The sequence below is a fragment of the Roseomonas aeriglobus genome (assembly GCA_016937575.1).
Lineage (GTDB): Bacteria > Pseudomonadota > Alphaproteobacteria > Sphingomonadales > Sphingomonadaceae > Sphingomonas > Sphingomonas aerigloba.
The window spans coordinates 322,420-334,954 of sequence record JAFHKN010000002.1; the positions used below are offsets into that span (position 1 = coordinate 322,420).

General features: G+C 64.1%; 6 protein-coding genes. 3 read left to right on the forward strand and 3 right to left on the reverse strand.

Annotated features, from left to right (window positions below):
* Positions 1-190: 190 nt before the first annotated feature.
* From JW805_01920 to JW805_01930, 3 genes are all read left to right on the forward strand, one after another.
* The gene (locus JW805_01920) at positions 191-3,325 is read left to right on the forward strand and encodes a TonB-dependent receptor (GenBank protein ID MBN2970773.1); all 3,135 of its coding nucleotides are present in this window, start codon (positions 191-193) and stop codon (positions 3,323-3,325) included.
* Positions 3,326-3,432: 107 nt separating this feature from the next.
* The gene (locus tag JW805_01925) at positions 3,433-4,887 is read left to right on the forward strand and encodes a sulfotransferase (GenBank protein MBN2970774.1); all 1,455 of its coding nucleotides are present in this window, start codon (positions 3,433-3,435) and stop codon (positions 4,885-4,887) included.
* 218 nt (positions 4,888-5,105) lie between these two features.
* Positions 5,106-8,204, forward strand: coding sequence for a TonB-dependent receptor (locus JW805_01930; protein MBN2970775.1), 3,099 nt, complete (start codon positions 5,106-5,108; stop codon positions 8,202-8,204).
* Between the two features lie 65 nt (positions 8,205-8,269).
* Here JW805_01930 and clpB read toward each other — a convergent pair whose 3' ends face one another.
* Genes clpB through JW805_01945 form a run of 3 tightly spaced genes read right to left on the reverse strand, consistent with a single transcriptional unit; the run spans position 8,270 to position 12,535 of the window.
* Positions 8,270-10,849, reverse strand: coding sequence for an ATP-dependent chaperone ClpB (clpB, locus tag JW805_01935; GenBank protein ID MBN2970776.1), 2,580 nt, complete (start codon positions 10,847-10,849; stop codon positions 8,270-8,272).
* Positions 10,850-10,907: 58 nt separating this feature from the next.
* Positions 10,908-11,693, reverse strand: a complete 786-nt coding sequence (locus tag JW805_01940; protein MBN2970777.1) for a M20/M25/M40 family metallo-hydrolase — start codon at positions 11,691-11,693, stop codon at positions 10,908-10,910.
* Positions 11,694-11,725: 32 nt separating this feature from the next.
* Entirely contained in the window at positions 11,726-12,535 is an 810-nt protein-coding gene (locus JW805_01945) for a hypothetical protein (GenBank protein MBN2970778.1), read from the reverse strand.

Below are 12,535 nucleotides of genomic sequence, written 5' to 3' on the forward strand. Positions count from 1 at the left end.
ATATGTGACATATTGGCTACAACCCGGATAAATCCCGATGATTGAGATCGTGTTGATCTTTTTTACGGGCCGCAACTTCGATTACCCTTCTCGTTATCCGGACGTCCAAGCTTTGGTCGTTCAGGAAAGCACCCGGCCGAGGGACGTCGCGGCACAGCGACGATGGCCGCAACAAAAGAGGGGCTTACGAATGAGCAAATTTTCGACTTATCGCGCGTGCATGCTGCGCACGACCGCTGGGCTTCAGGCACTAGCGCTGTTGGGTGCGGGCCTGGCGTCAACGACGCTGCTTGCCAATCCGGCCGTAGCACAGGACTTTAACACCGGTGCGCTCGTCGGTAGCGCCCTCGATGCGAACGGTGCCCCGCTTGCCGGCGCTACGGTTACCGTCCGATCGACGGCACAGGGCTTCACACGCTCCGTGACCACCAACAGTAACGGCAGCTTCCGTGTCCAGGCGCTTCCGCCGGGCGCGTATGTCGTGACGATCACCAATGCCGCGGGCGAGCAGGTCGTTACCCAGACGGTCGGCGTCAATCCGGCCCAGAACACTGCCTACACGTTCCGTGCGACTGCCGCCGGCGCAGCCCCGGCGAGCGACGTCGCGGCCAATGATGGTGCGGGCGACATCGTCGTCACCGGGTCGGCCGAACGCGTGAACGACTTCGCCAGCAACACCGGCGGCCTGACCATCGGCGACGTCAGTCAGTTGCTCAACACGACCCCGATCGCGCGCAACCAGACCGCGTTGATCCTGCTGTCGCCGGGCACGGGCGCTGGCGATACCGCGTTCGGCAATCTGGCTTCGATCGGCGGCGCGACCGTCGCCGAGAATGCCTATTATGTGAACGGTCTTAACGTCACGAACTTCCGCAACTTCCTCGGCTCGAATAATCCGCCGATCGAATTCTATCAGTCGCTTGACGTCAAGCTGTTTGGCATTCCTGCCGAATTTGGCCGTGCGCTGGGTGGCTTCACGACTGCGATTACCAAGTCGGGTTCGAATCAGTTCAAGGCCGGCGCTCTCGTCGCCTTTGCTCCGGACGCACTGCGTGACGACTCGCCCGATACGTATGCGGCCTACAACCGCAACGACTATGCGCAGAACATCGAAGCAAATTTCTATCTGAGCGGCCCGATCATCAAGGATCGGCTGTTCTTCTACGCGCTGTACAATCCCAATTACAACAAGACGCAGGACAGCAGCATCAGCGCCGGCCAGCGTCTGACCACGCGCAACAGCTCACCGTTCTTCGGCGGCAAGCTGGACTTCATCATCGCCGATGGTCACCGCCTGGAAGGGACGTTCTTCCGCAACGCGCAAACCGTCGAAACGCAGTATGACCGGTTTAACGCTTCGGTGAATCCGAACGGCAGCGTGATCACGCCGGTCAGCAACCCGGCGTTTGGCGGGCCGCTCGCGATCAATGACGCGCTTGGGTCGGTGATCAGCAAGTTCGGTGGCAACAACTTCGTCGGCACCTACACCGGTCAGTTCACTAACTGGCTGACCCTGTCGGCGGCGTATGGTGAAAGCCATGACGATCAGCTCGCGATCGCATCGCCGCTTATTTCGTTGGTCAGCAGCACGCGAACCGGCATCACCACGACGGCACGCGGCATCAGTTCCGCCAACGCACGTGATACCGACGTCCGTAAATTCTATCGTGCGGATGCCGACATCTACGTCAACTTGCTTGGCACCCATCACTTCCGTGCGGGTTACGAGCGTGAAGACCTCAGCTCCACGACCGACACACGGTATGCGAGTGCGTATTCCTACCTTCTCACCGCAGGCTATGTCCGTCGCCGGTACTACGAGAACGTCGGTGCCTGGAGCAGCAAGAACGAGTCCTATTACATCCAAGACAGCTGGTCGCTGCTGAACGAGCGTCTGAACCTGCAGCTTGGTCTTCGCAACGACCGGTTTAACAACAACGCCCTGAGCGGTCAGACCTACTTCAAGTCGGGTGATCAGTGGGGCCCGCGTCTGGGTGCAGCATTCGACGTGTTCGGCGACAAGCGGACGACCGTCCGCGGCAGCTGGAGCCGGTATTTCTTCCCGGTCGCGACCAACACGAACATTCGCCTCGGCGGTGCCGAACTGTACTATGAGCAGCGTTTTGCGTACCCGACGGGTGTCAGTTCGGCGAATTTCAACCCGGCGGGCTTGGTCAACGGCCTGACGTTCGACGCGAACGGCAATATCCAGGGGCTGACAACGCCGATCACCGGAAGCACCAACCTCTGCCCGACGGTCGGCCCGGATCGCAACACGCGGACCTGCCGCTCGATTTTCTCCGACGGCATTCAGGGTCCGACCGACACGCTGGTATCGTCGACGTTGCAGCCTAGCTACACCGACGAATGGACGGTTGGTCTGCAGCAGCGTCTGGGCGATTGGAACTTCTCGCTGACGTACCTTAATCGTCGCCTTGGCCGTACGCTCGACGACGTGGCGATCGACGCTGCAGTGCTGAAGTACTGCGCTGCAAAGGGTATCCCGAACTGCGACTCGACGTTCAGCGGATTCCACCAGTACGTCCTCGCCAATCCCGGTTCGGACATCACCGTTCGTCTCGATGGCGATTGCACGGATGCTCGTCAGTGCGCCGTCGTGACTCTCCCGGCCGCCGACCTCGGTTATCCGAAGGCGACCCGCAACTACGACTCGGTGCAGTTCCAGTTCGAAAAGCCGTATCGTGACGGTTGGGGCGTGAGCGGTTCCTACGCCTACACGCGTCTGCGCGGTAACTATGAAGGCGCGGTCAAGTCCGACAACGGCCAGACCGACGCCGGCCTGACGCAGGACTTCGACCAGCCGGGTCTGCTCGACGGTGCGTATGGCGACAACCCGAACCAGCGCGTTCACTCGTTCAAGCTGTTCGGTACCTACCGACTGTTTGACGGGCTGCGCGTCGGTGCGAACATGCTGTTCGAAAGCCCGCGCAAGTTCTCCTGCTACGGCGTCCACCCGACGGACGTCTTCGCGGAGCAGTACGGCAACGCCAGCTACTTCTGTAAGCAGTCGCGCTTCTCGCCGACGGGTGCGAGCGTCTTGGTTCCGCGCGGCAGCGCGTTCCAGAGCGACTGGCGCAAGCAGATAGACCTTTCGGTTCAGTATGACATCGCCGATCTGCCGGGCAGCTTCTTCAGCATCGATGTGTTCAACGCGTTCAACTTCAAGTCGAAGCTCGACTATAACGAGTTCGGCGAAAACGCGGACGGTTCCATCAATCCGCGCTACTCCCAGCCGCTCAGCTACCAGCCGCCGCGCTACGTGCGCTTCACGCTCGGCCTACGGTTTGGCGAAGGCGCGAAGTAAGTCGATACGAAACCTCTTCAATACTCCGGGGGCGGCGCCGATGGCGTCGCCCCTTTTTTGTTGCGCCCAGGGTGAAGTTCGGGCGGACGATTGGTAACAGCGACCGAATGACCGATACGCCATCGCTGCTCGCCCGCTTGAAATCCGCCCTCGACCGCCAGGATCGCGCCGGGGTGAACGCCGCGTGTCGTGCCCTGATCACGGCAGGGGCGCGGCTTGGTGGCCAGTGGCGGACGATCATTCACCTTTTGCTGCACAACGGGGAACTGTCGTTGGCCCGCGCCGCGGCGAACATTCTGGTGCGCGAGTCGGGAAATAGTCCGCTCGCGCGCTTCGAGCAGGCCGCTACCTATGCGCGGACCGGCCGCCTCGACGAGGCGCGGGCGATTCTGGTTACCGTGCCGGAAACCGTGCCCGATCCGGTCGGGAACGCCTATATCCGCGGTACGCTGGCGACCAATCTGGGGCTGTTTGACGAAGCCCAGGATCACCTCCACCGCGCGGTTCGCCTGGCGCCGCATTCGGGACAGAGCTGGCTAGCGCTCGCAATGTCAGGCACGGTCGCCGGCGCTGATCGTGATGCGATGCTTGCGGTTCAGTCGCGCATGAGGACCGCCCCGCCAGTCGAGAAGGGCGCGTATTTTTATGGCCTTGGCAAAGCGCTGGACGAGGCGGGCGATCATGATGCCGCCTTCGCCGCTTTTGCCGAAGGGGCTGCCGCAGTCCGAACGGTTCGTCCTCTCGACGAGGCTGCGGAGCGCGCAGGCGTCTCCTCGGCACTGTCAGGGTGGTCTACGGAGGCGCTGTCCACGCTTCCTAGTCCCGCGAAGAACAGTGTCCGACCGATTTTCGTTACCGGCCTACCGCGGTCGGGGACGACCTTGGTGGAACAGATTCTCGTTAGTCACAGCGCGGTCGAAGACGGCGAAGAGCTCGGCCGGATGGCGTTGTTGGCCCGCGATATTGGCGGAGTCGATGTCGCTGCCGTCCGTCAGGCGATGTCGGCTGGGCGCGGCGACGCTGTGGTCGCGCTCTACGACCATCTGCTCGACGAGCGCTTCCCCGGGGAACGGCGAATCGTCGACAAAACGCTGCAGCTCAGTCGTTTCATGGGATTGGTCGCGACATTCTTCCCCGATGTCCCCGTCATCTGGTTGCGGCGCGACCCACTCGATACCGCATGGTCGATCTTTCGAACCTACTTCCTCGACAACCTTGCCTGGACCTTTGATCTTGCGGCGATCGGCCGGCAGATGGCGGCCGAGGATCGGCTGTTTGCCCACTGGTCGCGATTGCGCCCCGGACAGATCCTACCCGTCGATTATGCCGCTCTGGTCAGCGATCCCGCTTCGGTCATCCCGCGGATCGTCGCGCATTGTGGTCTTACCCTCGAGGATGGACAGCTCCGACCGCATGAGAGCCGGCGGGCCGTCACGACGGCGAGCGTGACGCAGGTGCGCCAGCCAATCAATACTCGCGCCGTCGGTGCGGCCACGCCATATCGCAAGCGTCTTCAGCCTTTTGTGGAGGCGTATGAGAGTGCGCGCGTTGCTGGCCAATAATCAGAAGACGCGACGAGCTTCGTGCCGGTGATATAGATCGTAGAAGGAAACATAGATTTATAATACGTTGACAACAGTGATAATTTTGTGACGGTATCCGGCGAAAAATAGGTGCGTTGCTACTGAAGTCTTGTCGCTGGCTTACACCCCCCGTTACTCCTGCGGAACGGCAGGGCGCGTCCAGCGCCCCGAACCGGCATTTCAAGCGAGGGATTACAGTGACCAGCAATCCAAACAGGAAGCGCATAGCGCTCAGCGGGGGAACCGCCCTTCGAGCGCTCGCGCTGCTCGGCGTGGGCGTATCGTCGGCCGCCGTCGTCGCGACGCCCGCGGCGGCGCAAGACTATACGACCGGTGCGCTCGTCGGCACGGTGCAGAGCGCCGACGGCGCCCGCGTCTCGGGCGGTAGCGTGGCCGTCCAGTCGACCACGCAGGGTTTCACCCGCAACGCCACGATCGGCACCGACGGCACGTTCCGTATCCCGGCGCTGCCGACCGGCAATTACACGGTGACGGTCACGACTCCGGGGAACGCCCCGGTCGAGAACCGCAACATCGTCATCACGCCTGGTCAGAATTCCAGCTACACCTTCACGGTTGGCGGTGCTGATGCCGCCGATAGCGGCACCGGCGATATCGTCGTCACCGCAAGCGCGGAGCGGACCAACGACTTCGGCAGCAACACCGGCGGCCTGACCATCGCCGACGTCAGCCAGCTGCTGAACACGACCCCGATCGCGCGGAACCAGACGGCGCTGATCCTGCTGTCGCCGGGCACCAGCCAGGGCGACACCGCGTTCGGCAACCTCGCCTCGATCGGCGGCGCGACCGTCGCCGAGAACGCCTATTATGTGAACGGCCTGAACGTCACCAACTTCCGAACCTTCGTCGGTTCGAACAACCCGCCGATCGAATTCTACCAGTCGATCGATATCAAGCTGTTCGGTCTGTCGGCCGAATTCGGTCGTGCGCTGGGCGGTTTCACCACCGCGGTGACCAAGTCGGGTTCGAACCAGTTCAAGGCCGGCGCGCTGATCGCCTATGCGCCCGACGCGCTGCGCGATTACTCGCCCAACACCTATGCGGCGTACAACCGCGCCGACGTGAACGAGGACATCGAAGCCAACTTCTACGTCAGCGGCCCGATCATCAAGGACCGGCTGTTCTTCTACGCTCTGTACAACCCGAACTATTCGAAGATCGGTGACAGCAGCATCACCGGCGGCAACCGCCTGACGACGCGCAACAGCTCGCCGTTCTTCGGCGGCAAGCTCGACTTCATCATCGCCGATGGTCACCGCCTGGAAGGCACGTACTTCCGCAACGCGCAGACCGCCGTCACCAATTATGACGTCTTCAACCCGACGACCTTCGCTTTGGGTGCGACGCAGGGGACGATCATTTCGAAGTCGGGCGGCGACAATTTCGTCGGCACCTACACCGGGCAGTTCACCAACTGGCTGACGCTGTCGGCGGCATATGGTGAAAGCCATGACAACCAGTCGGGCGTGCCGGCGCCGATCCAGTCGCTGGTGCAGAGCACCCGTACCGGCGTGACGACCACGGCGGCCGGTTTCTCGACAACCAACTACCGCGATGACGACGTGCGCAAGTTCTACCGCGCGGACGCCGACGTGTACGTCAGCCTGTTCGGCAACCACCACTTCCGTGCGGGTTACGAGCGCGAAGAGCTGAGCTCGTCGACCGACACGCGGTACGCTGGCGGCTATCGCTACAGCCTGGCCGGCTCGCTGATCCAGCGTTGGTATTACGAGAACGTCGGCACGTGGAAGAGCCTGAACGAGTCCTTCTACATCCAGGACAGCTGGTCGCTGCTCAACGACCGCCTGAACCTGCAGCTGGGCGTTCGCAACGACAAGTTCAGCAACGATGCGCTGGACGGCAACACCTACTTCAAGTCGGGTGATCAGTGGGGTCCGCGTCTGGGTGCAGCGTTCGACGTGTTCGGCGACAAGCGCACCACGGTTCGCGGGTCGTGGAGCCGCTACTTCCTGCCGGTCGCTAGCAACACCAACATCCGTCTGGGCGGTGCCGAGCTCTATTACCAGCAGCGCTTCCTGTATCCGACGGGCGTCAATCCTGCGGTGTTCAACTCGGCGGGCTTCGTCCAGGGCCTCCAGCTCGACGCCAACGGCAATATCCTGGGTCTGACCACCCCGGCCGCCGGCAGCTCGAATCCGTGCCCGACGGTGGGTCCGGATGCAGGCCGCAACACCTGCTATTCGATCACCAGCGACGGCATCCAGGGCCCGACCGACACGCTCGTGTCGTCGAGCCTGCAGCCCAGCTACACCGACGAATGGACGGTCGGCCTGCAGCACCGCATCGGCGACTGGGACCTGTCGCTGACGTACATCAACCGTCGCCTGGGCCGCACCCTGGACGACGTGGCGATCGACGCGGCGGTGCTGAAGTACTGCCAGGCGAACGGCATTCCGGGCTGCGCTGCGACCTTTACCGGTTTCCACCAGTATGTGCTGGCGAACCCGGGGTCGGACATCACGGTGCGTCTGGACGGCAACTGCGCGGTTTCGGCACGCCAGTGCGAAGTCGCGACCTTGTCGGCGGCCGACCTCGGCTATCCGGCGGCGATCCGCAATTACGACTCGATCCAGTTCCAGTTCAACAAGGCGTATCGCAACGGTTGGGGACTGGGCGGCTCGTATGCCTACACGCGTCTGCGCGGTAACTACGAAGGCGCGGTGAAGTCGGACAATGGTCAGGACGACGCCGGCCTGACTCAGGACTTCGACCAGCCGGGTCTGCTCGACGGCGCGTACGGGACGCTCGCCAACCAGCGTGCGCACTCGTTCAAGCTGTTCGGCACGGTGTCGCTGTTCGAGAATTTCCGTGTCGGCGCGAACATGCTCTTCGAATCGCCGCGCAGCTTCTCGTGCATTGGTTATCACCCGACGGACGAATTCGCGGCGGCCTATGACGCGGCGAGCTTCTATTGCCGTCAGCCGCGCTTCTCGAGCAACCCGTCGTTCCCGAACCAGAACATTCCGGGCAACCCGACCTCGTACCTCGTGCCGCGCGGCACGGCGTTCAAGTCGGACTGGCGCAAGCAGATCGACGTCAATGTCCAGTATGACATCGCGTCGCTGCCCGGCAGCTTCTTCAGCGTCGACGTATTCAACGTGTTCAACTTCAAGTCGAAGCTGGACTATCAGGAATTCGGCGATCTGACGGGTGGCGCGATCAACCAGCGTTACGGCGAAGTGATCGGCTATCAGGTGCCGCGCTACGTACGGTTCACCCTGGGCCTGCGCTTCGGCGAGGGTTCGAAGAACTAAGCGATCCTACGATCGGAACTTGGGGGGGGCGGCACCATCGGTGCCGCCCCCTTTTTGTGCGCTAATCAGGCGACGCTCAGCGCCAGCTTCCCATCCCCCTCGTCCACCCGCACGGTCGCGCCGTCCTTGACCTCGCCGCGCAGGATCAGGTCGGCGAGCGGGTCCTGCAGATACCGCTGGACCGCGCGCTTCAGGGGGCGTGCGCCGTACACCGGGTCATAGCCGACACGGCCCAGCCACGCCTTCGCGGCCTCCGACAGCTCGACCGTCACCTTGCGATCGGCCAGCAGCTTGCCGAGGCGTGCGACCTGGATGTCGACGATCGGCGCCATATGGTCGGCGGCCAGGCGGTGGAACAGGATGATCTCGTCCAGCCGGTTGAGGAATTCCGGGCGGAAGTGCGCGCGCACCACGTCCATTACCTGCGGCTCGACGCTCGCGACATCCTCGCCGTCGCCCAGGTTCGCCAGATACTGGCTGCCCAGGTTGCTGGTCAGGATGATCAGCGTGTTCGAGAAGTCGACCGTCCGCCCCTGGCCATCGGTCAGCCGCCCGTCGTCGAGCACCTGGAGCAGTACGTTGAACACGTCGCCATGCGCCTTCTCCACCTCGTCGAACAGCACGACCTGGTACGGCCGGCGCCGCACCGCTTCGGTCAGCACGCCGCCTTCCTCATAGCCGACATAGCCGGGGGGGGCGCCGATCAGGCGGGCGACCGCGTGCTTCTCCATGAACTCGCTCATGTCGATGCGCACCATGGCGGATGCGTCGTCGAACAGGAATTCGGCGAGCGCCTTGGTCAGCTCGGTCTTGCCGACGCCGGTGGGCCCCAGGAACAGGAAGCTGCCGAGCGGGCGGTTCGGGTCCTGAAGTCCGGCGCGCGAGCGGCGGACGGCGGTGGAGACAGCGCGCACCGCGTCGGACTGGCCGATCACGCGCTTGCCGATCACCTCTTCCATCTTCAGCAGCTTCTCGCGCTCGCCGGTCAGCATCCGTTCGACCGGAATGCCGGTCCAGCGACCGACGACGCCGGCGATGTCGTCGGCGGTGACCTCCTCGCGCAGCATCGCCGCACCGGTCTGGGCCTGCGCTTCGTCGAGCTGCTTCTGGAGGGCGGGGAGGGTGCCGTAGCTGAGCTCCGACATCTTCGCGAGGTCGCCCGACCGCTGCGCCTGTTCCAGCTCGAGCTTGGCGGCCTCCAGCTGCTCCTTGATCTTCGCTTCGCCGGCGATCTTGTCTTTTTCGCCCTGCCAGCGCGTCGTCAGCTCGGCCGACTGCTGCTCGAGGTTGGCGAGGTCGGACTCCAGCGTCGCCAGCCGGTCGCGCGATGCCTGGTCGCTCTCGCGGCGCAGCGCCTCGCGCTCGATCTTCAGCTGGATGATCCGTCGGTCGAGGTTCTCGATCTCTTCGGGCTTGGATTCGACTTCCATGCGGATGCGGCTCGCCGCCTCATCCATCAGGTCGATCGCCTTGTCGGGCAGGAAGCGGTCGGTGATGTAGCGGTTGCTGAGCGTCGCCGCGGCCACGATCGCGCCGTCGGTGATCCGCACGCCGTGGTGCAGCTCGTACTTCTCCTTCAGCCCGCGCAGGATGCTGATCGTGTCCTCGACGGTCGGTTCGTCGGCAAAGACCGGCTGGAACCGCCGCTGAAGCGCGGGGTCCTTCTCGACATATTTGCGATACTCATCGAGCGTCGTCGCACCGATGCAGTGCAACTCACCGCGAGCCAATGCCGGCTTCAGCAGATTCGACGCGTCCATCGCGCCGTCGGTCTTTCCGGCACCGACCAGCGTGTGCATCTCGTCGATGAACAGGATGATGTCGCCCTCGGCCGCCTTAACCTCGTCGAGCACGCCCTTCAGCCGTTCCTCGAACTCGCCGCGGTATTTCGCGCCCGCGATCAGCGCGCCCATGTCGAGCGCCATCAGCTTGCGGTCCTTGAGCGTATCCGGCACGTCGCCATTGGCGATCCGCAGCGCCAACCCTTCCGCAATCGCGGTCTTGCCGACACCGGGTTCGCCGATCAGCACGGGATTGTTCTTGGTGCGACGCGCCAGGATCTGCACCGTGCGGCGAATCTCCTCGTCGCGGCCGATGACGGGATCGAGCTTGCCGTCGCGTGCCGCCTGGGTGAGATCACGGGCGAACTTCTTCAGCGCGTCATAGCGGTCTTCGGCGCCCGCGGTATCGGCGGTGCGGCCGCCGCGCATCTGGTTGATCGCGGCGTTGAGCTTGTCGGCGCTCGCCCCCGCCGCCTGCAGCGCCTTGCCCGCCGCGGTGTTGAGGCTGAGCGCGAGTGCGACCAGCAGCCGCTCGACCGTGACATAGCTGTCGCCCGCTTTCTGCGCGATCTGCTCGGCCTGGTCGAGCACACGCACGGCGTCGTTGTTCAGGCCCGGCGTCTGTTGCGCGCCACTGCCCGACACCACCGGCACTTTGCTGAGCGCCAGGTCGGTTTCGGCGACCGCCTTCTTCGCATCACCACCCGCGGCCTGGATCAGCCCGGCAGCCATGCCCTGTTCGTCCTCCAGCAGCGCCTTCAACAGATGCTCCGGCGCGATCTGCTGGTGCGACATACGGATCGCGACGGTTTGCGCCGACTGCAGGAAACCTTTCGCGCGGTCGGTGAATTTCTCGAGGTTCATATAATCCCCTGTTCGTTACGCCGGCGAAGATGGTGTTGCTTTTGGGCAACACAAGGGGTCAGCGGGTGGGACGTTGCGCCTTGGGCTGATCCTTGGCGAACTGATCCCCGAACGGGCTGCCGACGTACCAGCGCGGCGCTTGCGGAGCGTCGGCCAGGTCGCGAGCGACCTCGTAGTTCACCGCGGCGAATTTGGCCGCCGACTCCCAATTGAAGGGAAGCGAGGGCTGGTCGGCGGGCGTGTGATAGGTGTTGGCCAGAAAGTCCTTGAAAATCTTCTCTCCGCCGTTTTTCACGCCGGTCGCCAGCATCACCGACGGCACGCCCTGCTTCACGAAGCTATAGTGGTCGGAGCGAACGAAGACATTCTCCTCCGGCATGAAGTCGGGCGACAGCGTCAGCCCGACCTTCGCCGCCGCGCGCGCCGCCGCTTCGCCGACGGTCGAATGTTCGGCCCCGAACGCGACGACGTCGTCCAGCGCGTAGAGCAGGACCGGCATGTCGAGATTGACGTCGGCGACCACCTTGGCGCCCGCAGGCACCGCCGGATGCCGCGCAAGATAGTCCGAACCGAGCAGCCCGTCCTCCTCGCTCGTCAGTGCGACGAACATCACGCTGCGCTTGGGTGGCTTGCCGCTGTTCATGAACGCGCGCGCCGCCTCCAGCATCGTCGCGACACCGGCGGCATTGTCCATCGCGCCGTTCATGATCTTGTCGGCGCCCTTGGCGTTCGGGTTGATGCCGTCGTGGTCGAGGTGCGCGGTCATCAGGACGTATTCGTTGGCGAGCGCAGGGTCGCGGCCGGGGATGACGCCGATGACGTTGGGGCTTTGCGACGTCGTCACTAGGTTGGATGCGGTGAAGCTGACCGCCGGCTTCAGCGCGCGCCCGCGGACCTTGCCGCCCGGCTTTTCGATCGTGGCGAAGACTTCGGCAGGGTCGTGCCGCTGCCCGCAAACAGCGCGTCGAGCGCGGCGCCGGTGACATAGCCGCTGGCCCGAATGCCCGGGGCGGCGAGGTTGGGCTGACCGTTCGGCTCGACCACACGCTGGCGCGGGGTGCCGATCGACGCCTTGGCGCGCGCCCAGGGATAGGTCTTCAGCATCTTGGGCGTCGGGATGGTCAGTACGCCGATCGCGCCCTTCGCTATCGCGACACGGGTGCGCTCGGCGCCGAGACTCGCAGCGAGTTCGCTCGGCAGGCCCTCCGGCATGCCCCCCAGCATGACCGCGAACTTGCCCTTGAGATCGAGCCCGCGATAGTCGGTATAGCCCTGCTTGGGCGCATCGAGGCCATAGCCGACGAACACCGCGCCGCCATCGACCTTCTGGTCAGGGAAGCGCCCGTCCGGCGCCATCGCGACGTCGCCGCCATTGTCGAACCGCGTGCCCCCGATGGTGATCGCTGCGGGCTTGGCCGGATCGATCCGCGCGGTCTGGAAGCGGACGGTCTGATACCAGCCCTCCGGCGTACCCGGCTTCAGACCCAGTGCATCGAACCGCGAGGCGACGTATCGCGCGGCGATGTCGTAGCCGCGCGTTCCCGCATCGCGGCCCTCGAGCAAGTCGTCGGCCAGAAACTCGACATGCGCCCGCATCGCCGCGGGCGAGATGGCCGGCGCGGTGTCCTGTGCCAGCACCGGCGTGGCGATGGTCGTGAGCAACAGCAGGGCGGTCAGATGGCGCAA